Here is a 23062-nt window from a genome sequence, read left to right as displayed (position 1 = left end):
GCGCCTGTCGGCAAGCTGTGGGGAAGATTACAGTGCTGTCAGCTCAGCGCGGCGGGTTCACCAGGTGGCGGTCGAAACCGCGCGCCACCAGGCGTTCCCAGGCGTCCATGACCTGCGCCGGGATCGGGCAGGCGACCTGGAAGCCCAGCGCCGGGTAACGCATGATGCGATCAAGGTCGCCGACCATCTCGTCGATCACCCCGAGTACGCCGACCAGGTTCGAGATGCCGTCGGGAAATGCGTAGTCTGGCGCATCCACGTGTCCCTCCAGCCCCGGCCAGCGGACCGGCAGGGTCAGCGCCACGCGGCGGATCGAGTTGGGCTTGGTGACGAAGGTCGCGCGGCGCAGGTCGGGGAACAGCTCGCGGGCGAAGGCGATGTTCTCGGCGAAGTTGGTCGCCCGCGGCTCGATCACGATGAGGCTGTCGCTTACCCCGCGTGCCCTGGCGTGGCGGGCGAACAGCTCGGCTTCCGGCTCGACCCAGAGATGGCGCGTCCAGTGCCCGGTGTTGCCGGTGAACAGCAGGCGTTCGGCGAGGCCGCGTTCGAGCAGTTCGCAGGCGTGGTCGCAGACCCGCAGGTCGTAGGAGCCGCATACCACCAGCAGTTCGCAGGGCACATGGCAGCGGCCCTGGCCGAGGAAGTCCCAGAGCAGCCGGGCATCTTGCAGGGTCGGGCTCATGGGACGCCAACGCTCCTCTCGCTGCCGGTCGTGGCGGGGTGCCGATGCTGGCAGTACAGCCGGTCGTCTTCGCGGACGATCCGCAGCTCGCGGAAATCCCGGACCGACCAGCGCGCGCCGGCGGCGAGCAGGCCGCTCTCCTCGCCGATCGCCACGCAGGTCGCGCCGGCGGCGCAGGCGGCCTGCACGCCGCTGAGGGAGTCTTCGAACACCAGGCAGCGCGACGGTGCCACGCCGAGCCTGGCCGCGGCCAGGCGGTAGCCATCCGGAGCCGGCTTGCCGTGGACCACGTCGTCGCGGCTGACCAGGGTGCGGAACGCCGCCTGCAGGTCGTGCTGGCGCAGCACGTGGTCGATGCGTGCCGGCCAACTGCTGGTGACCAGCGCCAAGGGCACGTCCAGCCAACGCAACTGGCGGATCACCGCGGCGACGCCGGGCAGCAGGGGACAGTCGGCGCCTTCCTCCAGCGCATCGACCCGTTGCTTGAGGATCCGCCGGCGCTCCATCGGCAGGTGGCCGAACAGATAGTCCAGGGTGTAGCCGCCCGGGCGACCGTGCACGTGGTCGCGCAGGCAGTCCGGGCCGAGCGCCACGCCCTGTTCGCCGGCAACCCGGCTCCAGGCCGCGGCGATGGCTTCGCGGGAGCTGATCAGGACGCCGTCCATGTCAAACAGAACGGCTGAAAACGCTAGTCGATGCATCTCGGGCACTCTGTAGGGCAAGCCAGACCAGGACCGCGCCGCCGAGGGCGAACAGCGCCATGATCAGATAGGACCACTGCGGCAGGCCTTCGTACAGCCAGCCGGCGGCCGGACTGGCGAGGCCCATGGGCAGCGCTACCGCCAGAGAGTAGTAGATCCCCTGGGTCAGTACCCGCGCGCTTTCCGGCGCGTGGTCGCGGATGTAACGCATCACCGCGGCGTGGTAGGCGGCGAAGCTGAGGGCGTGCAGGCACTGGCCGAGGAGGATCGCGGCGAGGTGTTCGCTGCCGGCCAGCAGGCCCCAGCGCAGCGCCGCGCAAAGGCTGGAGAAGAGCATCACCTGGAGCGCCGGGTGGCGGTCCAGGATGCGGTTGGAGACGGCGAAGAAGCTGATCTCGGCGATCACCGCCAGGCCCCAGAAGGCGCCGACCGAGAACGACGAGTAGCCCAGCGTCTGCCAGCCCAGCGAGGCGGTGGTGAAGTACAGCGAGTGGCTCAGCTGGATCATTCCCGCCGCGGCGATGGCCAGCAGCAGGGGGCGTTGCCGGAGGATCCCGCGCAGGTCGGGACGGCGCCTGGCGCCCGGCAGCGGCGAGTCCGGACGGCGCAGGCTGCGGCGACGGAGGAACAGGCAGGCCAGCGCGGTGAGCAGCATCGTCAGGCCGACCAGGGCGGGCACCAGTTGCTGGCCGAACCGACCGAGCAGCAGGCCGCCCAGGGTCGCGGTGAGGATGAAGGCCAGCGAACCGACTGCGCGTACCCGCCCGTAGTTCTGCAGGGCGGCCTTGTCGCGCTTGAGCAGGTAGGATTCGGTGAGCGGCAGCACGCTGGTCCAGAACGCGCCGTAGAGCACGCTCAGGGCGATGAACAGGGGCAGGCCCTCGGCCAGCTGGAACAGCAGGGCGCAGGCGCCGGCCAGGGCCGCCAGCAGGGTCGCCAGGCGCAACTGGTCGATGCGCCAGTCGGCCACGTAGGTCAGCGCCACCCCGGCGATCACCTGCGGCCAGTAGGCCGCGGCGATCAACAGGCCGATCTGGCTGGCGCCGAAGCCCAGGCTGGCCAGCCAGGTCGGCCAGAACGGATAGATCAGCCCCTCGGCGGCGAAGTAGCCGGAAAAGATCAGGTACATGCCGGTTCCCGCGTCGCCGTGCCGGTTCGCTGCGGTTTGCGCCTCACTCGAAGCGCGCCCTGGCGAAGGCGTTCTCGCCCTTGCGCCAGACCAGCAGGGACTCGCCCAGCACCACCAGGTCGACCATGCCGTCCTCCAGCGCGCCGAGGGCGTCCTGCGGGGCGCAGACGATCGGTTCCTCGTGGCGGTTGAAGGAGGTGTTGATCAGCGCCGGCTGGCCGCTGCGGGCATGCCAGGCATGCAGCAGGGCGTGCATGAACGGATCGGCCTGCGGCCGGATGATCTGCGGCCGCGCGGTGCCGTCGACATGCACCACCGCCGGGCAGCGCGCGCGGAAATCCGCATGGCAGTCGTAGGTCATGGTCATGTAGTCGGCCGCCACCTGGTCTTCACGCCAGCCAACGTAGCAAGCCTCGGCGTGTTCTACCGCGGTGACCGGGGCGAATGGCATGAACTCGGTGCGTTCCATGCGCTGATTGAGCCAGTCGTTGGCGCTGGCATCGCCGGGATGGTAGACGATGCTGCGGTTGCACAAGGCGCGCGGGCCGAACTCCATGCGGCCCTTGAACATGCCCAGCACCTGGTTTTCCCGCAGCGCTTCGACCAGCGTCTCGATCAGGTTGGCCGGCCGGCTGTAGGCCAACTGCGGGTACTGGCTGGCGATCAGCTCGGCATTCTGCGCGGCGCTGCGCGCGTCCGGCCCGAGGGCCATGCTCGGCGCCGGGAAGCGCGTACCGTTCTCGCGATAGGCCACCGCCACCGCCGCGGCCAGGGCCAGGCCGCCGTCGCCCATGCAGGGCAGCACGTAGACATCGCGGACCCCGGGGATCTCGCGCAGGCGCTGGTTCAGCTTGACGTTGCCGAACACCCCGCCGGCCAGGCACAGGTTGGCGCAGCCGGTGCGCGCCACGTGCTCCCGGGCGATGGCCACCAGCAGGTCTTCGGAGTGCCGTTGCGCGGCGGCGGCGACATCCGCCGGGCGTTCCGCCGCGCAGCGTTGCAGCAGCGGATCGCTGTAGCCGTCGTAGGAGGGCAGGTACAGTTCGCCGCAGCGGGCGCGCAGGCGGCCGTTCTCCAGGCGGATCATGTCGTTCATCAGCGGCAGCAGCTTTTCCGCGTCGCCGAACGCCGCCAGGCCGGTGATCTTGCCTTCGTGGCGGTTCGGCTTGAAGCCGAGCAGGCGGGTGATGCGCCCGTAGAAGTAGCCCAGGCTGTCGACGCTGGTCTCGCGTTGCAGGACCGTCTCGCCGCCGTCGGCGCGGTAGTGGGTGACGGTGAGCGACTGGAAGTCGCCGCGGCCGTCGCAGGTGAGGGTCAGCGCCTCGTCGAACGGCGAGCAGACGAATGCGCCGAGGGCGTGGCATTCGTGATGGTCGATGTACTCGACCTTGCCGCGCAGGCCGTTGGCGCGGACGAAGGCATCGAATTCGCCGCGCTTGGCCTTGTCGTTGGCCATCTCGTCGGCGATCCGCTTACGCAGGTGCGGCAGGCCCTCGGGACGCTCGCGGGCTTCCTCGAGGACCCGGTCCAGGTAGAGGTCGAGGTGCCGCCCGGCGTCGAACCCGGCGTTCCAGCCGTAGGCGATGCGGTCGATGTCGGCCAGGTCGATGCCGGCCTCGCCGAGCACATAGTCGATGGAGCGGCTCGGCCAGGCCTTGTGGTCCTTCTGGCGGGTGAAGCGCTCCTCGCTGGCGGCGGCGACGATCCCGCCGTCGCGCACCAGGCAGGCGCCGGCCAGGTCGTTGTTGGTGATCCCGAGAATGATCATGCGGTGTCCTCTTGCGCGAACGGGTGGGGGGCGAGAGGCGTAATAGGTTGCATGGCACCGGGAGCCCAACAACCTGCCAGATCTGGTCGCCTGCGAAATCTGGCAGGGCTACCGGATCTGGTAGCTGGACAGCCGTCGACGGGCTTGCCGGCCATACCGGCCGGGCGCCCGCGCCGGCATCAGAAGCTGTAGCTGAGGCGGCCGAACAGGATGCGCCCGTAGGGATCGGTGTAGCGCGGGTCGTAGCCGCTCTGGAAGGTGTAGGTCTGGTTGCTGAACGGCGGTTCGCGGTCGAACAGGTTCTTCACCCCGAGGGTCAGCCCCAGCGCGTGGCTGAGGCGGTAGCTGCCGGCCAGGTCCCAGAGGTTCCACGAGCCGACCTTGCCGTGGCTGGCGCGGTCGTAGTCGTTGTAGCCGCTGGTGTAGCGGTTGCTCAGGGTGGCCTGCCAGGCGTCGCGGCTCCAGGTGGCGTTGGCGACGTGCTTCCAGCGGGCGATCACGCCGACGCCCTGGAAGTCGCCGACGTTGTCCAGGTACTGGCCGCCGATCTGCTGCTGGAAGTCGTAGCGGGACACGTAGGTGCCTTGCAGGTCGAGCCCGAACTGCCCGTAGCGGCTGGCCGGGAAACGATAATCGAGGCTCAGGTCGACGCCGCTGGTCTTTACCTTGCCGAGGTTGGCCAGTCCGGTGACGACGTGATCGATCGAGCCGTCGGCCTTGCGCACGATGCGTCCGGCGTAGGCCTGCGGGTCGGCGAAGATCGCCGCTTCGGGAAACTCGGCGATCTGGTTGGCGATCCTGATCCACCAGAAGTCCAGGCCGACGGAAAGGTCGCGCAGCGGCTGGTAGACCAGGCCCAGGGTAACGTTGCGCGCGGTTTCCGGTCGCAGGTCGGTATTGCCGCCGGTGGCGTTGTAGAACTGCTGGGCGCAGTCGCGGTTGGCGATGCCGCCCTGGCTCGGCTGGCCGCCGGCGCACAGGCGCGGGTCGTCGTAGTTGGCGCTGGTATAGGTGGTGAAGGTCGGGTTGTACAGTTCGTACAGCGACGGCGCACGGAAACCTTCGCTGTAGGCGCCGCGCAGGACCAACTGGCGGAACGGCTGGAAGCGGAACGAATATTTCGGGTTGCTGGTGCTGCCGAAGTCGCTGTACTTGTCGTGGCGGATCGCCGCGCTGAGTTCCAGGCTGTCCAGCACCGGCACGTTGAGTTCGGCGTACTGCGCCTTCAGGTTGCGCTCGCCGCTGACCGTGGCGGCGGGATCGACGCCGAGGCTCTGCACGTTGCCGGCGAAGTCCTGGATGTCCTGGTGGAACGCTTCCTTGCGGAACTCGCCGCCCAGCGCCAGGGCCGCCGGCCCGGCGCCGAACCAGTCGCCGATCTCCCGGCTGGCGCGGGCGTCCAGGCCCTTGACGCGGCCGATCGAGGTACGGAAGTCGCCGCTCAGGGCATGGCTGCCGAGGTAGGCGAGGCCGGCGTCGGTCTGCGGCCCGAACGGGTTCAGCGTCCCGTTGGCGATGCCGAGGGCGGCGGCGCGATCATCGACGTAGCCGCTGTGGATATGGTCGACCACCTTGTTCTGGTTGTACGAGGCGCCGATATCGTAGTCCCAGCCGGCGAACTGGCCGTCGAAGCCGAGCAGCAGGCGCTGGCCGGTGTTCTGCGAGGATTGCAGGCGCGGCCCGAGCACGCTCTGTCGCCAGTTGACCTCCACCGGCCGGCTCGGGTCGAGGACGAAGCCGCCGGGTCCGGGAGTGATGCCGTTGCCGGGATAGAAGGCGGTGCCGGGATCGATCTGCAGGCCGGTGAGGGTCCCTGGGCCGACCTGGGTAGCGTTGTCGTTGCGCGACCAGAAGTACTCCAGGCTGACGTTGTGCTCGTCGGCCAGCTTGCCGGTGGCGCGGCTGAACACCGAGGTCTTCTCGGTTTCCGGCACCAGGTCGAGGTAGCGCCACAGGCTCTGCCGGCAGATGCCGTTGCGCGGAATCAGGTCGGCGCCCTTGCAACCGCCGGCGGCCAGCGGATTGCTGGCGTTGGCGCCCTGGCTCCAGTTGCCGGGGAAGGCGGTGCCGGAGCTGTAGTCGAGGCCGCGTCCCGGCTGGTAGTTGTAGGTGTAGCCGCGGTCCTTGGCGCCGAGGCGCTCCTGCTTGTCGTAGTTGGCCACCGCGAAGACATTGAAGCGATCCTCCTCCAGCTCGCCGAAGCCCCAGCTAGCGCTGACGTTGCGCTGGTTGCCGCCGCCGTCGTGGGTGGGGGAGGCGTAGCCGCTGTCGAAGCGGCCTTCGTTCAGGCTCTTGCGGGTGATGAAGTTGATCACCCCGCCGATGGCATCGGTGCCGTACAGCGCGGAGGCGCCGTCGCGCAGCACCTCGACCCGGTCGATGGCGGCGAAGGGAATGGTGTTGAGATCCACCGCGGAGCCGTCGATGGCATTGTTCGCCAGGCGCCGGCCGTTGAGCAGCACCAGGGTCTTGTTCGCGCCGATTCCGCGCAGGTCGGCGAACGAGGCGCCGCCGGTGGCGCTGCCGACCGAGCGACTGGAGTTGTATACGCCCTGGTTGCCGGAAAGCCGGCCGATCAGTTCCTCGGTGCTGGTCACGCCCTGTTGGCGCAGCTCCTCGGCGCGCAGGACGCTGATCGGCACCGCGGTTTCCGCATCGACCCGGCGGATCGCGCTGCCGGTCACCTCGATTCGTTGCAACTGGACCGTGGGCGGGTCGACAGGCGCCTGTTCCTCCGCCGCGGCGGCGCTGCCGGGAGCGAGCTGCAGGGCCAGCAGCAGGGCGGCGCCCAGCGGCGCGTCGGTGTGGAGCGATCGGTGCATGGTCGGGGCATCCCTTGTTCCGGTGTGTCCAGGGATGTCCGTCGAGCCGGGGGATTTTCCAGGGACGGCTTAGACCTTTGCGCCATGAGTTTATGTCCGCTGGGAACAAGCCCTGCCGTCGCGCCTTTCGTCGGCGGGCCGGAGCGGCAGAACCAGTCCCCTCTGCCGAGGTCGAAAAGCAGGCGTCGCGGCGGTGCTGCGGCGTCCTTTCTTCAGCTACATTTTTCTTTCAGCAGTCGTTCCCATCATCCAGGGCAGCACCCAAGGGGCAGATCATGGCTCGCACCACTCCCATCGAGCTTTATCGCAACATCGGCATCGTCGCCCACGTCGACGCCGGCAAGACCACGACGACCGAGCGGATCCTCTTCTACACCGGCGTCAACCACAAGATGGGCGAGGTCCATGACGGCGCGGCGACCATGGACTGGATGGTCCAGGAGCAGGAGCGCGGCATCACCATCACCTCGGCGGCGACCACGGCCTTCTGGCAGGGCTCGACCAAGCAGTTCCCGCACCGCTATCGCTTCAACATCATCGACACCCCCGGCCACGTCGACTTCACCATCGAGGTGGAGCGCTCGCTGCGCGTGCTCGATGGCGCGGTGGTGGTGTTCAGCGGCGCCGACGGGGTCGAGCCGCAGTCCGAGACGGTCTGGCGCCAGGCCAACAAGTACCATGTGCCGCGCCTGGCCTACGTCAACAAAATGGATCGCCAGGGCGCCGATTTCCTCCGCGTGGTCGCGCAGATCAAGCAACGCCTGGGCCATGTCCCGGTGCCGATCCAACTGGCGATCGGCGCGGAGGAAAACTTCAGCGGGCAGATCGACCTGGTGAAGATGAAGGCCATCTACTGGAACGATGCCGACCAGGGCACCAGCTACCGCGAGGAGGAGATCCCGGCGGAGCTGCGGGCGCTGGCCGAGGAGTGGCGGGCGCACATGGTCGAGGCCGCCGCCGAGGCCAACGACGAACTGATGAACAAGTATCTGGAAGGCGAGGAACTGAGCATCGAGGAGATCAAGGCCGGGCTGCGCCAGCGGACCCTGGCCAACCAGATCGTACCGGCGGTGCTCGGCTCCTCGTTCAAGAACAAGGGCGTGCCGCTGGTGCTCGACGCGGTGATCGACTATCTCCCGGCTCCGTCGGAAATCCCGGCGATCAGGGGCACCGACCCGGACGACGAAGAGAAGCACGACGAGCGCCATGCGGACGACGACGAGCCTTTCTCGGCGCTGGCGTTCAAGATCGCCACCGACCCCTTCGTCGGCACCCTGACCTTCGCCCGCGTGTATTCCGGGGTGCTGACTTCCGGCGACGCGGTGCTCAACTCGGTGAAAGGCAAGAAGGAGCGGGTCGGGCGGATGGTGCAGATGCACGCCAACCAGCGCGACGAGATCAAGGAAGTGCGCGCCGGCGACATCGCCGCGCTGATCGGCATGAAGGACGTGACCACCGGCGACACCCTGTGCGCCATCGACAAGCCGATCATCCTCGAACGCATGGACTTCCCCGATCCGGTGATCTCGGTGGCGGTGGAACCGAAGACCAAGGCCGACCAGGAGAAGATGGGCATCGCCCTGAGCAAGCTGGCCCAGGAAGACCCGTCGTTCCGCGTGAAGACCGACGAGGAGACCGCGCAAACCATCATTTCCGGGATGGGCGAGTTGCACCTGGACATCATCGTCGACCGCATGCGCCGCGAGTTCAGCGTCGAAGCCAATATCGGCAAGCCGCAGGTGGCCTATCGCGAGACCATCCGCAACACCTGCGAGATCGAGGGCAAGTTCGTCCGCCAGTCCGGCGGCCGCGGCCAGTTCGGCCATTGCTGGATCCGCTTCGCTCCGGCCGACGAGGGGCAGGAAGGCCTGGAGTTCCACAACGAGGTGGTCGGCGGGGTGATTCCCCGAGAGTTCATCCCGGCGATCCAGAAGGGCATCGAGGACCAGATGCAGAACGGCGTGCTCGCCGGCTACCCGCTGATCGGCCTGAAGGCGACGGTGTACGACGGCTCCTACCATGACGTCGACTCCAGCGAGATGGCGTTCAAGATCGCCGCCTCGATGGCCACCAAGCAACTCTCGCAGAAGGGCGGAGCGGTGCTCCTGGAGCCGGTGATGAAGGTCGAGGTGGTGACCCCGGAGGACTACATGGGCGATGTGATGGGCGACCTCAACCGCCGGCGTGGCCTGATCCAGGGCATGGAGGATACTCCGGCGGGCAAGGTGATCCGTGCCGAGGTCCCGCTGGGCGAAATGTTCGGCTATGCCACCGACGTGCGCTCGATGTCCCAGGGGCGCGCGAGCTACTCGATGGAGTTCGTCCGCTATGCCGAGGTACCGGCCAGCGTGGCCGAGGCGATCATCGCCAGGCAGGGCCGCTGAGAGCCGCCGCGCGCCGCCGAGGCCAGCGGCGGCGCGCGCCTTTGCGGGAGCGGCAGCCGCATCTTCGGCGCCGATGCGCTTGCCAAGCGGGGTTTTTGACGCCCCCTGGATGCTTAACTATAAGACAGTGACCAAGGCCCGCACCTATACGGTCACAAGGATGGCGAATCGATGCTTGCTTCAGCGATTGCCAGCGGTACCGCAGTCTCCCAGGTCTCCAAGCATCTCCTAATGTTCCTGGCCGCCCTTTTCCTCGCCCTCGGTGCATGCGGCTGGGCGATCCTGCACATCGCCAGGCACCAGGACGACATCGCCATCGAGCAGAGCCATTTCTACGTGGAAAAGGCGCTGCAGAATCGCCGGGAAAATTCCGAGCAGTTCTCCACCACCTATTCCTTCTGGACCGATGCTTACGTCTATCTGGGAAACCGGGTCGACGTGGACTGGGCCTTCACCAAGAACAACCTCGGCTCGGTGCTCTACACCACCAACGGCTACGACGGCGTCTTCGTCATCGACGACCGTGGCACTCGCTACGCCATGCTCGAGGGCGAGCTTTCCGAACGCTCGCTGGCCGACTCGCTGAACGCCGACACCGGGGACATCCTCCGCTCCGCACGCCGTGCCGCGGTGGACGAAGCGGCGATCAGCCGCTACGTCGACTTCGACGGCGCACCGGCGATCCTGGTTGCCTCGGCGATCAAGCCCACCAGCGATCATGCGCCCATCGACCTGGCCAAGGCCTCGGTGATGGTCTTCGTCGACCGGCTGACCCCGGCGAAGCTGGCCAAGCTCGGCGGCGACTACGGCATCGCCAACCTGCACCTGCTGGCCGGCGGCGCGGCGGGCGACAAGGAAAGCCTTGCCCTGGAGGGCACTCCCCATCGCCTGGCCTGGGTGTCGTCGCGTCCGGGTAGCGCCATGCTGCGGGAGACCGCGTTGCCGCTGCTGGGAATCTTCGTGCTCGCCGCCGGGCTGCTGTTCTGGCTGAGCCGCAGCGCCGTGCTCAACGCCCGCGCGGTGGATCGCCAGCAGAAGGTCCTGAAACGCAGCAACCAGGCCCTGCTGGCCAGCGAGGAACGTTTCAAGTCGATAGCCGAGGCGGCCTCGGACTGGATCTGGGAAGTCGACGGGCATTTCGTCTTCACCTATCTCTCCGTGCGCTTCCGCGACGTCACCGGCTACCAGCCGGAGGCCTGGATCGGGCGGCGGCTGGACGAGTTGCTGGATAGCGATACGGTGAACATCGTCAAGTGGCTGGAAGGGCTGCCCGATGCCGGTGCGCCGTCCAGCCTGGTCTGCGCTTTCCGCGACAGCCAGGGCCAGGCGCGGGTCGGCAAGCTGAGCGCCAGCGCGATCCGCAACGGCGTCGCCAGCGGCTATCGCGGCACGGCGGCCGACATCACCGACGAGGTCGAAGCCCATGCGAAGATCCAGCATCTGTCCCTGCACGATGCCCTGACCGGCCTGCCGAACCGCAACAAGCTGTTCCAGTTCCTCGAACGCCTGCTGGCGGAAAAGGCTGGCAAGTCGCCGGTAGCGGTACTGATGCTCGACCTCGACCGCTTCAAGCCGATCAACGACCAGCACGGCCATCCCGCCGGCGATGCGGTGCTCTACGCCATCGCCGAACGGCTGCGCGCCTCGACCCGCGACCAGGACATGGTTGCCCGGCTCGGCGGCGACGAGTTCGTGGTGGTCAGTACCCACGTGTCGTCGAAGCTGGAAATCGAGAAGTTCTGTAGCCGGCTGATCGACGTGATCAACCGCGAGGTCGCCTACGAAGGGCACAGCTTCCATGTCGGCGCCAGCATCGGCGTGGCCCTGGCGCCGGAGCACGGCGGCGATCCGCGCGGCCTGCTGCGTTGCGCCGACGTGGCGATGTACGAGGCCAAGGCCGCGGGGCGCAATACCTGGCGTTTCTACTTGGAAGCGATGGACTCCCATCTCGCCGAGAAGAAGCTGCGCGAGACCGAGTTGCGCGCCGCCTTGCAGAACGGCGAGTTCGAGTTGTACTACCAGCCGCGTTTCCTGGCGCAGGAACAGACGATCGCCTCGGCGGAGGCGTTGATCCGCTGGAACCATCCGCGCCGCGGGCTGATCGGCCCGGACGAGTTCATCGGCCTGGCGGAAGAAAGCGACCTGATCGTACAGATCGGCAACTGGGTGCTGCGCGAGGCCTGCGCCACCGCCGCCAGCTGGCCAGGCGAGGTGATGGTCTCGGTGAACGTGTCGCCGGCGCAGTTCATGACCGGCGATATCGTCTGGCAGGTGCGCGAGGCCCTGCGCCTGGCCCGCCTGGATGCTCGCCGGCTGGAGCTGGAGGTGACCGAGAACGTCATGCTCAACGATGTCGATGGCGCGCTGCGGACCATGACGGCCCTCAAGGAGCTGGGCGTCCGCCTCAACATGGACGACTTCGGTACCGGCTATTCCTCGCTCGGCTACCTGCGCACCTATCCCTTCGACAGCATCAAGATCGACAAGCGCTTCGTCGCCAGCATGGAGAAGACCGGGCGCGACCGTTCGATCGTGCAGGCCATCATCAATCTCGGCAACGCCCTGAACCTGCGGGTCACCGCCGAGGGCGTGGAGACCGAAGGGCAGATGCACATCCTGCGCGACGAGCAATGCCACGAACTGCAAGGGTTCCTGCTCAGCCGGCCGCTGGATGCGCAGCGCCTGCGCGATCTGCTGGAGCGCGAGGCGGGGCAGACCCAGGCGCCCCAGGTTTCCGCCGAAGGCCATGCTGCGCGCCGGCCTTGAGCGGGCGTCAGAAGGGCGCACGCGGTGCCTCGGCGGCCCTCGGTTCAGCGATCGCCCTGCGTATGGTTCAGAAAATGCTGAACTGATTATTTGACCTGACTGATTCCCTTCCCGTCTTCGCTTGCCGACACTCCGTCCTTCCCATGGCCTTGTGCCAGGGCCAGCGCCGGTGGTCGCCACCCGCTTCGGGCGAATCGCGGTGATGGTCTGCTACGACCTGGAGTTTCCCGAATGGGTGCGCCTGCCGGCGCTGTCCGGCGCACAACTGCTCTGCGCACCGGTGAACTGGCCGGCGGCACCGCGTCCCGAGGGCGAGCGGCCGGGCGCGGCTGGGCGAATGAAAAAGGGCGCGGGCCAGTATCGGCGCCGCGCCCTTTTGCCGGAGGAGAACCTTATTCCAGTTCGGCTGCGCTCTCTTCCTGGCGCTTCAACCCGGTATGACTGATGGCGTGCAGAGCGGTATTGAACTGTACGGTCTCGTTGAAACCCTTGACGATCTGCGCCAGCTTCTCGCGGGCGCTTTCCAGCTTCTTGAAGCGCTCGCCGAGTTCCAGGCTGCGCTGCTGGACGCTGGCTTCGCGCTTTTCCAGTTCGGCCTGGCGCAGGTTCTGCTGGCTGCGCAACTCTTCGAGGCGTTCCTGCTCGATCTGCAGTACTTCGGCTCGCCGCGCGCTGCTGCGCTCGCGGGCTTCGACGCTTTCCGCGAGTTGTTGCAGGGCCGCGCTGCGCTCGGCGAGGAGACGGTTGCTCTGCTCGGTTTCCCGCTCCAGCGCCTGGCGGTCGTCCTGCAGGCGCTTGTGCCACTGCCGGAGCTGCTTTTCCTTTTCCTGCAATTGCCGCTCCTTCTCGTGCAGTTGCGTCTGGAGCGACTCCAGCGACTCCTGCTGCTTGAGCGCTTCCTGCTTCTGCTGGCTCAGTTGCTGGGCCATGCCGGCGAGGTCGGCCAGGGTGCCCTGCACGTCCTGTAGCAGATGCTCGGTATCGTTGCCGATATCGAGCGCGGTATCCGTATCCACGTGGGCTTCATCCTCGGGTTGGCGAATGACGGCGGCGGCCTGGGTGGGCGCCTCTCTGGCGTTGGCCCCGCCCTCGGCGCCGGCCAGGCGTGCGGGCGGCACCCGGAGGCGCAGCGACAGGCTGGGGACCCTGGCCGATACCGGTTCCGGCGCGGGTGCGGCGAGGGGGGAGGGGCTCGGGGGCATGGAGGATTCCTCGGCGGCGTCTGGAGACGGAAGGTTGGCGCTGCCCGTGGCGTCGGCGGCGTGCAGCGCGGGGTGGAGCATCTGCGCCAGGTCGGCAAGCTCCTCGCGAAGATGACTGGCGTTGTCGACGAAGGCGCCGATGGCCTCGGCATCCGCTACCTTGGCGGACTGCTCCGCTTTCGCCGCGAACTCGGCTGGCGCCCCACCCTCGGGCGCTGCCGTTTCCGCCTCCGGCCGCGGCTCGGGCTCGACGCATCCGGCCTCGGTGACGGTTTCGTCTTCCGCCGCCTCGGGCTCGTCGATGGGCTCCGCCGGCCCGTCCGTGGTCTCGTCCGCATCGTCTTCGGCGAGGACATCGGGAGCGGCGTCTTCGAAAAGGGCCTCCTGGACGAGTGGCGGGACTTCCGCGCAGGGTTCCTCGCCATCCAGGGCGGGGCCGTAGCCATGGGGGGACTCGAAGGTGACGAGCTTCATCACCCATTCGCGTTCGAGCACCAGGGAGCGGTGTTCTTCCCGCCGCGAGGGGGCGATGGCCGCGTCCTGCAGGTCGATGAGGTGGTAGGCCAGATCGCTGGTCCGGCGGTTGCCGGTGGTGGCTTCGCGGACCAGTTGGCGGAACACCTGGATGGCCGCCTCGCAGGCCTCGTCGGTGTCGAGACGGCCCAGGCGGAAGCCGTCGTCGGTCTTGAACAGGGAGGCGATGTAGACGCGCGAGTCGTTTTCGTCGACCTGTTCGTTGAGGCTGTAGGCGATGAAGTTGCGGTCGCTGGCGGGAATGGCGAAACCACACAACAAGGCCGCATTCAGTTCCGTCTGCTCGGCAGTTTCCACACTGATGGTTCGAAGAAGCATAAGCCCTGGAGATCCCGTTGGTGCTTGAAAGGTGTAACGGGCGAGGGTACCGGGAGCTATGGGCGAGGTAACTTGGACGAGTCCTATTGCCTTGTAAGAAAAATCTTGAAGATTTTACTGCGTGCCGTGCCCAGCGCACCGCGCAGGCTCGTCCGCTCGTACGGGGCCGGCGCGCTTCAGCGATCCGCCATCAGGACGACGATGGCCTCGGCGACGAAATCGGCGTTGCGCTCCAGGGTCTGCAGGTGGTTCATGACGACATCGTAGGTTTCGCCGCCTTCATGGCGCTTCGCCCAGATCGCCAGCTCCTCCAGGGCCATGCCGAGGGCACTCTGGTTCTGGTTGAGACGGCAGAGCAGGGCGACAGTCAGGTCGTGATCCAGCATGGCGGTACTCCTGATCCTGAAAAACTCAGCGTAGCCCCCCTGGCGCTCCGCCGACACGGAAGCGGTTCACGAAAAGACGAAGCGGTTCAGCCGCTGCCGACGGGGTGGCCTGCGTTCGTGGCCGGTGCCCACGGCGCAGCGCTTTCGATAGCCCCCGGCAGCTTCGGACCGACCTGGCAAGGGGACCTATCCGAACGGCGAGGGTGGCCCGCGGTGGTGGCGCGCCGCATGGCCAGTTTCCCATGCCGCCTGGCTATACTGGCGGCGCGGGAACAAGACGCCGTCCATGAAGAGCGTCCCGGACCCGAACGTCGCGCTTCCTGTCATCTCCGCTACCTATCTTTCGTTCTTCTGCCGCGAAACGGCTTTCGGATGAAGGCGGCCGGCGGTCGCTCGTCGCGCCGTCCCGGGGTTTCCCTGTCCGTGCCGATCCGACCCGTGTTGCCAGCGAGGGGTATGTACGCAATGTCCGTGACCGATGCCAGTTTCCCGATCATCAATTGGTCGAAGGCGATGCCTTCGTTGCGCCAGCTGATGTATTTCGCCTGTGTCGCCGAGTACGGCAGCATCGGCCAGGCCGCCGAGGTGCTGCACGTTTCGCAGCCGTCGCTGTCGCGGCAGATCCAGGCGCTCGAAGTGCACATCGGCGAGGCGCTGTTCGTCCGCGGTCCGGCCGGGGTGAGCCTGACCGAAGTGGGCAGGGTGGTGCATTGCCGCGCGGTGAAGATCATCGCCGAGGCCAAGGCGCTGACCCGCGACATCGGCGACGGCGACGACCGCCAGTTGCACATCGGTTTCAGCCGCTACCTCGATCCCGGCTGGTCCGGCGAGCTGGCCCGGCAACTGAAGGAAGCGCGGGTGTGCAGCGCCGTTTCGCCATCCTGGGCGCCATCGCTGGACCTGCTCAGCCTGGTCCGCGAGTCGTCCCTGGACGCGGCGATCATCGGCGCGCCGCCGAAGGTGGTGCGCGAATACGAGCTGATGGAGATCGGCAGCTACGAGCACGTCATCGCCCTGTCGGAAACCCTGCACCGGCGACTGGCGCCCGACTGGTCGCTGAACGACCTGATTGGCGAGCCGCTGCTGGTACCGAAGGACTCGCTGTTTCCCGCCTACAGCCAGTTCATGAACGATGCGATGGATGCCGTCGCCTTCGCGCCCCGGCGCAGCGTGCGGCCGAACGACCTGAGCATTCTCCTGGCCCAGGTCGCCAGCGGCGACGGCTTCGCCTTCCTGCCGTTGTCGCTGACCAAGTTCGCCTATCCGGGGGTGGCCTTCACCGCTCTGCCGGCGGCGGTCAACGAAGGCTTCCGCCTGCCGGTGGGGCTGGCGGTGTCGCCGACTTCGCGGCTTCGCGCCAGCGACACCCAGTTCGAATGCTTCGTCGAGACCGCGCGGCGGGTCGCCGCCGGTTGAGGGACGCGGCCGGGAGCGCCGGCCGCGCGAGGGGCTTCAGAGGGTCTTCATGTACTCGACCAGGGCGCGGCGCTGCTGCTCGTTGAACTGCGCGTTGCCGTAGTCGTGGCCGCCATTGGCGTTGCCCGGCTTGCCGCTGTCGAAGAGGAAGCGGTTGGCGCCGCCGGCATCGGTGATGTAGCCGACGTTGACCGGGTCGAACTCGACGCTGCCGGTATAGAAGGTCCGCGGCCGCAGGTCCGGCGGCAGCAGCAGGTCGTAGAGGGTCGCCACCGAGCCGTTGTGCAGGTAGGGCGGGCTGGCCCAGATACCGTTCAGCGGGCGCGCCTTGTAGGCCATCAGGTCGCTGGTCATCGCCAGGCACTGCTCCAGGCGCCGGGCCTTGTCGCTGCCGGCCGCGACGTTTTCGGCCAGGAGCAGGGCGCCTGGCGCGTCCGCGGCGGTCGCTTCGGCGCTGTCGGCGTCGGGGCTGTCCGGCACCGGACTGATCAGCGGCGGCAACTGCCCGTCGAAGATGCCCAGGGCGGCGGTCTGGAAGGCACCCAAGGCGACGCTCAGGCCGCGCGCGGCCAGGGCCTGGACCACCACTTCCTGGAGCACGTCCACCGCATAGGCCTGCTTGCCGTAGAAACCGCGCTGGCCGGTGCCGACGAAGGACAGGTAGGGCTTGCCGCGCACGTAGCCGGTCTTCAGCTGGGCGATGCTGTTGCAGGCGGTCCACGGGTCGGTGCCGATCGGCGCGACCTCGCCGCGCGCCTGCAGGTGGGTGAGCACGGTCTTCACCGGGGTCCGCAGGTCGTTGCGGTCCAGCGGCGTGTGGCAACTGGAGCAATGTTGCCGGTACAGCTCGCGGCCCTCGGCGACCCTGGTCGGCTCCGGGGCGCCGAACAGCTGGTTCGGCCAGGCCGGCGGCTTCAGTTGGCCGAGCTGGTCTTCGATGCGGATCAGGTTGTCGACGTTGATGCTCGACGGGTAGCCGATGTGCAGCGCCGACTGGATCGGGCTGAGCACCTTGACGTCGGCGAATACCCCGACCGCCTCGCCGGCGTTGCGCGCCAGGGCGCCGACGTCGAACTTGCGGTTGTCGATCTCGACCACGTTGATGTGGTTCGGGTTGAAGCCGGTCCACTGTACGCGGTCCAGCTGCGGTACGTTCCACAGGAACGGATAGCTCACGGGGGCGTCCTCGGCGCCGTAGATCTGCTCGTCGGCATGCAGTTCGTAGCCCACCGAGTTGAAGATCGAACCGATGGCGTCCAGGCGGCCCGGGCCGAACTCGGGATCGTGCGGCAGGTTGAAGTGCGAGCCGTCGCGCAGGCGCACGATGGTGGCGTCCAGGGCTGCCTGCAGGCGTGCCTTGTTGGCGTCGTTGTAGCCGCTGACCAGGCCATCGGCGCCGAGCACCTTGCGGGCGAAGCGCTCGAACTTGGCGGTGTCGGCGCGGGTGCTCTGCAGGGCGCCGAGGATCTCCAGCTGGAAGCCGGCGAGGTCGCCCATGGTCTGCCCGCCGTAGACGGTCAGCTGGGTGCCCTGGTAGCTGATGTGCGAAGTGTGGCACATGCTGCAGGTCGGTCCGACCCAGGGTTCCCTGGAGCCCTGCAGGGCTTTCCAGCGCAGCTTGGTGAAGGTCAGGTCGCTGTCGTCGCTGCGGTCGACCGCGTAGCCCTGCACCACCTTCACGCTGGAACCGCCGAGGGTGTGCGGGACATAGCCGTACTGGCGGATCAGCGCATCGGACATCAGCGGTTCTTCGCTGGCGCGCTGCTCCAGCGCCACCAGCCAGGCCAGCGGCAGCATCCGCGAGCCCTGGCCGGCTTCCAGCCAGGCGGTCTTCTGGGTCTGGTTCCAGCCCTGGTCGAGGTCGACGCCGCTGTCGTCGGCGAATGCCGGGGCACCGGCGAGGACGGAAAGGATGGCAAGGCTGAGTCGCGATAGGGTCATCGGGCGGTTCTCTCTATTGGGCATGTGGGCGGGGCCGGCTCACAGGGTCTTGAGGTATTCGAGCAGCGCCAGGCGCTGGCTTTCGTCGTACTCGCGGGCGAAGTCGTGGCCGGCGTTGGAGTTGCCTTCCAGGTGGGTGTCGAAAAGGAAGGCGTTGTCCGGGCCGGGCGCGGTGAGGTAGCCGACCCGGCTCGGATCGAACTCGTGGCTGCCGGTGTAGAAGGTGGCCGGCCGTTGCTCCTGGGGCAGCAGCAGGTCGTACAGCGACGGCACCGAACCGTTGTGCAGGTAGGGTGCGGTGGCCCAGATGCCGTTCAGCGGGCGAGCGATGTAGCCGAGGAATGGATGCTCGGTATTCAGGCAGTAGTCCTTGCGCGCACTCTTGTCGGTGGGGACTTCGCCGGCGGCGAGGCTCTGCGCCTGGCTGTCGGCAGGGGCGGCGCCGGCCAGCAGCAATTGTCCGGCGGGCACCGCTTGCAGGCTGTCGGAGCCGGGCAGGGTCTGCTGCCCGGTGACGATGGCGTGGATGATCTCGGCGATGCCGTCGGCCAGCTGGCCTTTCTTGCCGAGCATGATCTGGAACACCTCGGGGACCTGCATGTCGGCGATCTTCGAAGTCCGCCCGACGATGCCGACGCCGCTGGGGGTGCCGAGGGACGGTCGGAACAGGCCGAAGTAGTTGCCGCTGGGGCTGCTGAAGGTGAAGGTGTTGCAGGCCATCCACGGGTCGGTGCCGATCGGTGCGTCGTCGCCATGGGCCTTCAGGCGCACCTGGCGGACCTTGATCGGGGTTTGCAGGTCGTCGCGGCCGATGCTCGCATGGCAGGCCGCGCAGTTCTCCTCGTAGAGGCGCTTGCCCTGGGCCAGCCTGGCGCTGTCCGGGGCGCCGAACAGCTGGCTCGGCCAGGCCGGCGCCTTGAGCTTGTGGATCAGACCCTCGACACGGGTCAGGTTGTCCACGCGGATGCTCGATATATAGCCCTCCAGGCCGGACAGCGGATGGCTGACCACGTCGCCGTAGTCGCCCTGGACCACGCCGATGTCGCCGGCCAGGTAGCCGAGGTCGAAGACCTGGCCGTTGAGGTCGAGGACCTTGACGTTGGGCACGAATCCGCTGGATTGCAGCTTGTCCATCTGCAACGTGTGCCACAGTGCCGGGAAGCTGGTCGGCGCGTCGGTCGGGTTCGCTTGCAGATGGCGGGCGCCGGAGTTGATTGCCGCGCGGTTGAGTGACTGGCCGGTGGCGTCGAGGCGCCCCGGGCCGGGTTGCAGGTCGGTCGCGGACATGCTCAGCAGGGTGTCGATCAGCGCCGCGCGTTTGACCAGGGCGGCCTTCAGCAGCTCGCGGTTGGCCGGGCTGTCCTCGCTGCCGAGGACGTTGCCGGCGAAGCGCGCGAACTTGTCGCCGTCGTCGCTGGTGCGGCGCAGCGCGGCGAGCACTTCGTCGAAGATCGCCTGGACGTTGGCCAGGGTGGCGCCGGCGTCGACGGTCAGTTCGCTGCCGCGGTAACTGATGTCGGTGGAGTGGCAGCCGGCGCAATTCAGCCCGACCCAGGGTTCGCTGGACGACTGGCGGGCTTTCCAGCGCAGGCGGGTGTCGGAGAACTGGCTGTCGTCCTGCTGGTCGAGGGCGAAGCCGCGCGGCAGGCGCAGTTCGCCGCCTTGCCAGTTGCGCAGGGGAAAGCCGAGGCGCCGGGCGTTGTCTTCGGAGAACAGGCGCTCCTCGCTGTCCGGACGCTCCAGCGCCTGGGCCCAGGCCAGCGGCAGCAGCCGTGAACCGAGCGAGGCGTCGTACCAGGAGGCGCGTTGCTCGGCGTTCCAGCCTTGCTCGAGCTGGATTTCGGTGGCGACGGCAGGGCTGCCGGCGGCGGCCAGTGCGGCGGCCAGCAGGACCCGCGAAAAGGTCGGATGCATCGTGTTCCCCTCATGGCTGACGACGTCTGCGTCCCCACAGGGCAGAGCGATGCAGTGCGCTCGATGGCTGGGCGTGCCGCCACTTCGTCCCTGACGGGAGCGCGCCGGCCGCGGCGCGCCGCGGGCCGGAACGTCCGGTTGGGCACTACGCTACGGAGTCGCGGCGGCCGGCGGGTAATGCTTTTTGTGCGACGGAAAAGGTATGGGAAACGGAACCGCCCGGTCCGGAAAGGGCGCGCCGGTCGGGCTTCGCCGTGCGCGCCAGGTTCGCAGGGCGGAGAGCGCCTAGGGCGTTGCCCGTTCTATCGGACAATCCCTGCCGGGCTTGCGGACGAAGACCAGGTAGAGTGCGCTGAGCAGCGCGAGGAACGGCACGCCGAAGACCAGGGTCATGCGGAACGCCTCGGTGAAGAAGGTGGTGACCAGGATCGCCGCCATCAGCGCCAGGCCGAGCAATGTCGACCAGGGCGCCAGGCGCATGCGGAAGGCCAGCGGCGCGCCGCCGTGGCGGGCGCGGTGGCGGCGGAAGCAGAGGTGGGTGAAGAAGATCATCAGCCAGGTGAAGAGGGCGCCGAACATCGACACCGCCATCATCAGGGTGAAGGACTGCTCGGGGTAGACCAGGTTGAGCAGGGTCGCCAGGGCGATACCGACGCTCGACAGCAGCAGCGCGTTCAGCGGCACGCCCTGGCGGCTCAGTTCGCCGAGGCCCTTCGGCGCGTGCCCCGCGCGCGACAGGCTGAACATCATCCGGGTGGTGATGTAGAGCTGGCTGTTCATCGCCGACAGCGCGGCCACCAGCACCACGAAGTTCATCACCCCGGTGGCGCCGGGCAGGCCGATCGCCTGCATCACCGTGACGAACGGGCTCTGGCTCTGCCCGGCCTGGTCCCAGGGGACGATGGCGAGCATCAGCGCCAGGGTCAGCAGGTAGAACACCACCAGGCGCACGATGGTCGAGCGGAACGCCGACTTCACCGCCTGTTCCGGATGCTCGGCCTCGGCGGCGGCGACCGCGATCATCTCCACGCTGAGATAACTGAAGATCGACACCACCACGGCGATCCACATGCCTTTCAGGCCGTGCGGGAAGAAGCCGCCGTGGGCGCTGTAGTTGTGCACGCCGTAGGCCGGGTTGGCGGAGCCGAACACCAGGTAGGCGCCGAGCAGGATGAAGGCGACGATGGCGGCGATCTTCAGTGTCGAGAAGCAGTATTCGAAGTTGCCGAAGGCTTTCACGCTGCTGGCGTTCAGGCCGATCAGCAGGGTCGAGAAGGAGATGATCCAGACCCATTCCGGGATACCGGCGAACCAGTACTTCATGTACATGGCCACCGCCGTGACCTCGGTGCCCACCGCCAGGACGATGGCCGCCCAGTAGGCGTAGCGCACCAGGAACCCGGCCAGCGGGCCGACGTAGTGCTCGGCGAAGGCGCCGAACGAGCCGGGGGTGGCATGGGCCACGGTCATTTCCGCCAGGCAGCCCATCAGCAGCAGGGTGATCAGCGCGCCGATGGCATAGCTGAGCAGGACGCTGGGGCCGGCGAAACCGATGGCGAAGGCGCTGCCCATGAACAGGCCGGTGCCGATGGCGCCGCCAATGGCGATCATGCTCATCTGCGCGGCCGAGAGCCGCCGTTGCAGGCCCTGTTCGCGGCGCGAGATGGCCTCGAAGCCCTGGGGGTCGTTCATCTGGATGTCCTCTGGAATCTTATTGGGGTTCTTATGAATTGCCGAGGGAACGTCGGTGGCGATGTGCGGGTGCCGGTCGCGGGCTCCTGTGCGCGAGAGCGGTGGGTGCTCGCGGGCCGCCCCGGGAATACCGGCGCGGTCCGCGCGGGCGGGACTCAGGTCACCTTGTGCCGGACCTGGTAGCGCGGCTCTTTCCAGGCTTCGCTCTGGAGGATTTCCAGCAACGCCTGCACCGCATCCCAGACCTCGACGAAGCGGGTGTACAGCGGGGTGAAGCCGAAGCGCAGGATGCCCGGCTCGCGGTAGTCGCCGATTACCCCCCGGTCGATCAGGGCCTGGACGATGGCGTAGCCCTGGGCATGCTCGAAGCTGACATGGCTGCCGCGCCGGGCATGCTCGCGCGGGGTCACCAGGGTCAGGCCGAAGCGTTCGCAACGGCTTTCCACCAATTCGATGAACAGATCGGCGAGGGCCAGCGACTTGTCGCGCAGGCGCTGCATGTCGGTCCGGGCGAAGATATCCAGGCCGCATTCGACCAGGGCCAGCGAGGTGATCGGCTGGGTGCCGCAGAGGAACCGGGTGATGCCTTCGCCGGGCTGGTAGCGCGGCTCCATGGCGAACTGGCGGGAATGACCGAACCAGCCGGACAGCGGTTGCCAGACACGCTCGCGCAGGCGCGGCGCGACCCACACGTAGGCCGGCGAGCCGGGGCCGCCGTTGAGGTACTTGTAGGTGCAGCCGATGGCGTAGTCGGCGTCGGCCGCGTGCAGGTCCAGCGGCAGCGCGCCGGCCGAGTGGGCCAGGTCCCAGATCGCCAGGGCGCCGTTTTCGTGGACCAGGCGGGTGACCTCGCGCATGTCGTGCAGGTAGCCGGTCTTGTAGTTGACATGGCTGAGCATCACCACCGCGGTATCCGCGTCGATCGCCGCCGGCAATTGCTCCGGGTCATCTACCAGGCGTAGCCGGTAGCCGCGCTGGAGCATGTCGGTAAGGCCCTCGGCGATGTACAGATCAGTGGGGAAGTTGCTCGATTCGGAAACGATCACCTTGCGCCCTGGCGCGTCTTCCTCCTGGATCCGCAGGGCGGCGCTGAGCACCTTGAACAGGTTGATCGATGTGGTGTCGGTGATCACCACTTCGCCGGCGCGCGCGCCGATCAGGGGCGCCAGCTTGTCGCCGAGGCGCTCCGGCAGGCCGCGCCAGTCGGCGCTGTTCCAGCTGCGGATGAGCCCCTCGCCCCATTCCGCGGCGACCACTTCGGCGGCGCGCTCCACGGCGGCCCGGGGGCGGGCGCCGAGGGAGTTGCCGTCGAGGTAGATCACGCCGTCGGGCAGGGCGAACAGTTGGCGCAGGTCGGCCAGGGGATCGCCGGCGTCGAGCGCCAGGCAGTCGTCACGAGTGGTCATC

Annotated in this window: 14 protein-coding genes and 1 pseudogene; 4 read left to right on the top strand and 11 right to left on the bottom strand. The window is 67.8% G+C overall.

The window, feature by feature from the left end:
• Positions 1-43: 43 nt before the first annotated feature.
• The 5 genes from HMPREF3014_RS04750 to HMPREF3014_RS04730 all read right to left on the bottom strand — a co-directional run bounded on the left by HMPREF3014_RS04750 (position 44) and on the right by HMPREF3014_RS04730 (position 7102).
• Positions 44-682, bottom strand: a complete 639-nt coding sequence (locus tag HMPREF3014_RS04750; protein ID WP_003088740.1) for a YdcF family protein — start codon at positions 680-682, stop codon at positions 44-46.
• Entirely contained in the window at positions 679-1347 is a 669-nt protein-coding gene (locus HMPREF3014_RS04745) for an HAD family hydrolase (protein ID WP_003103648.1), read from the bottom strand. The genes HMPREF3014_RS04750 and HMPREF3014_RS04745 overlap by 4 nt, the downstream gene beginning before the upstream one ends.
• 1 nt (position 1348) lies before the next feature.
• On the bottom strand, positions 1349-2512 hold the full coding sequence (locus tag HMPREF3014_RS04740; protein WP_003114866.1) for an MFS transporter: 1164 nt from the start codon (positions 2510-2512) through the stop codon (positions 1349-1351).
• A 43-nt stretch (positions 2513-2555) separates the two neighbouring features.
• A complete protein-coding gene (locus HMPREF3014_RS04735) occupies positions 2556-4280 on the bottom strand; it encodes a carbamoyltransferase family protein (RefSeq protein ID WP_015648711.1) in 1725 nt (574 codons plus the stop codon).
• Positions 4281-4459: 179 nt separating this feature from the next.
• Positions 4460-7102 (bottom strand): TonB-dependent receptor, encoded by a 2643-nt coding sequence (locus HMPREF3014_RS04730; RefSeq protein WP_023085212.1) that lies wholly within the window; start codon positions 7100-7102, stop codon positions 4460-4462.
• 275 nt (positions 7103-7377) lie between these two features.
• Here HMPREF3014_RS04730 and fusA point away from each other — a divergent pair, with 275 nt between their 5' ends.
• The 3 genes and pseudogenes from fusA to HMPREF3014_RS34765 form a co-directional block, all read left to right on the top strand.
• Positions 7378-9486 (top strand): elongation factor G, encoded by a 2109-nt coding sequence (gene fusA / locus HMPREF3014_RS04725; protein WP_023085213.1) that lies wholly within the window; start codon positions 7378-7380, stop codon positions 9484-9486.
• 171 nt (positions 9487-9657) lie between these two features.
• A complete protein-coding gene (locus tag HMPREF3014_RS04720) occupies positions 9658-12252 on the top strand; it encodes a bifunctional diguanylate cyclase/phosphodiesterase (RefSeq protein WP_003120255.1) in 2595 nt (864 codons plus the stop codon).
• A gap of 160 nt (positions 12253-12412) precedes the next feature.
• Positions 12413-12616, top strand: a pseudogene (locus tag HMPREF3014_RS34765) (nitrilase-related carbon-nitrogen hydrolase); the annotation flags it as partial.
• 28 nt (positions 12617-12644) lie between these two features.
• Here HMPREF3014_RS34765 and HMPREF3014_RS04715 read toward each other — a convergent pair.
• Positions 12645-14306, bottom strand: coding sequence for a hypothetical protein (locus HMPREF3014_RS04715; RefSeq protein WP_003142545.1), 1662 nt, complete (start codon positions 14304-14306; stop codon positions 12645-12647).
• Between the two features lie 176 nt (positions 14307-14482).
• Positions 14483-14692: a hypothetical protein gene (locus HMPREF3014_RS04710; RefSeq protein WP_003088759.1), complete on the bottom strand. Its 210-nt coding sequence runs from the start codon at positions 14690-14692 to the stop codon at positions 14483-14485.
• A 513-nt stretch (positions 14693-15205) separates the two neighbouring features.
• Between HMPREF3014_RS04710 and HMPREF3014_RS04705 the strand changes: the two genes are divergently transcribed.
• On the top strand, positions 15206-16108 hold the full coding sequence (locus HMPREF3014_RS04705) for a LysR family transcriptional regulator (protein ID WP_073647875.1): 903 nt from the start codon (positions 15206-15208) through the stop codon (positions 16106-16108).
• Positions 16109-16144: 36 nt separating this feature from the next.
• On the opposite strand, the gene HMPREF3014_RS04700 is transcribed toward HMPREF3014_RS04705, so the two are convergent.
• From HMPREF3014_RS04700 to kynU, 4 genes are all read right to left on the bottom strand, one after another.
• Entirely contained in the window at positions 16145-18049 is a 1905-nt protein-coding gene (locus tag HMPREF3014_RS04700; protein ID WP_016253490.1) for a 10S-dioxygenase, read from the bottom strand.
• Positions 18050-18088: 39 nt separating this feature from the next.
• A complete protein-coding gene (locus HMPREF3014_RS04695) occupies positions 18089-19963 on the bottom strand; it encodes a (7S,10S)-hydroperoxide diol synthase (RefSeq protein ID WP_003114856.1) in 1875 nt (624 codons plus the stop codon).
• Between the two features lie 285 nt (positions 19964-20248).
• On the bottom strand, positions 20249-21655 hold the full coding sequence (locus HMPREF3014_RS04690) for an amino acid permease (RefSeq protein WP_003088769.1): 1407 nt from the start codon (positions 21653-21655) through the stop codon (positions 20249-20251).
• A gap of 155 nt (positions 21656-21810) precedes the next feature.
• Positions 21811-23061 (bottom strand): kynureninase, encoded by a 1251-nt coding sequence (gene kynU, locus HMPREF3014_RS04685; protein WP_003114854.1) that lies wholly within the window; start codon positions 23059-23061, stop codon positions 21811-21813.
• Between the last annotated feature and the right edge of the window lies 1 nt (position 23062).

The organism is Pseudomonas sp. HMSC065H01, from assembly GCF_001815235.1.
GTDB classification, from domain to species: Bacteria; Pseudomonadota; Gammaproteobacteria; order Pseudomonadales; family Pseudomonadaceae; genus Pseudomonas; species Pseudomonas aeruginosa.
Note: the sequence above shows the minus strand (reverse complement) of the source record. Positions and strands in the feature narration are given on the sequence as shown.

What these genes read in the sequence shown, in the direction of transcription:
- HMPREF3014_RS04750 (WP_003088740.1), bottom strand. Translation starts at nt 682, where the DNA reads ATGAGCCCGACCCTGCAAGATGCCCGGCTGCTCTGGGACTTCCTCGGC.
- HMPREF3014_RS04745 (WP_003103648.1), bottom strand. Translation starts at nt 1,347, where the DNA reads ATGGACGGCGTCCTGATCAGCTCCCGCGAAGCCATCGCCGCGGCCTGG.
- HMPREF3014_RS04740 (WP_003114866.1), bottom strand. Translation starts at nt 2,512, where the DNA reads ATGTACCTGATCTTTTCCGGCTACTTCGCCGCCGAGGGGCTGATCTAT.
- HMPREF3014_RS04735 (WP_015648711.1), bottom strand. Translation starts at nt 4,280, where the DNA reads ATGATCATTCTCGGGATCACCAACAACGACCTGGCCGGCGCCTGCCTG.
- HMPREF3014_RS04730 (WP_023085212.1), bottom strand. Translation starts at nt 7,102, where the DNA reads ATGCACCGATCGCTCCACACCGACGCGCCGCTGGGCGCCGCCCTGCTG.
- fusA (WP_023085213.1), top strand. Translation starts at nt 7,378, where the DNA reads ATGGCTCGCACCACTCCCATCGAGCTTTATCGCAACATCGGCATCGTC.
- HMPREF3014_RS04720 (WP_003120255.1), top strand. Translation starts at nt 9,658, where the DNA reads ATGCTTGCTTCAGCGATTGCCAGCGGTACCGCAGTCTCCCAGGTCTCC.
- HMPREF3014_RS04715 (WP_003142545.1), bottom strand. Translation starts at nt 14,306, where the DNA reads ATGCTTCTTCGAACCATCAGTGTGGAAACTGCCGAGCAGACGGAACTG.
- HMPREF3014_RS04710 (WP_003088759.1), bottom strand. Translation starts at nt 14,692, where the DNA reads ATGCTGGATCACGACCTGACTGTCGCCCTGCTCTGCCGTCTCAACCAG.
- HMPREF3014_RS04705 (WP_073647875.1), top strand. Translation starts at nt 15,206, where the DNA reads ATGCCTTCGTTGCGCCAGCTGATGTATTTCGCCTGTGTCGCCGAGTAC.
- HMPREF3014_RS04700 (WP_016253490.1), bottom strand. Translation starts at nt 18,049, where the DNA reads ATGACCCTATCGCGACTCAGCCTTGCCATCCTTTCCGTCCTCGCCGGT.
- HMPREF3014_RS04695 (WP_003114856.1), bottom strand. Translation starts at nt 19,963, where the DNA reads ATGCATCCGACCTTTTCGCGGGTCCTGCTGGCCGCCGCACTGGCCGCC.
- HMPREF3014_RS04690 (WP_003088769.1), bottom strand. Translation starts at nt 21,655, where the DNA reads ATGAACGACCCCCAGGGCTTCGAGGCCATCTCGCGCCGCGAACAGGGC.
- kynU (WP_003114854.1), bottom strand. Translation starts at nt 23,061, where the DNA reads ATGACCACTCGTGACGACTGCCTGGCGCTCGACGCCGGCGATCCCCTG.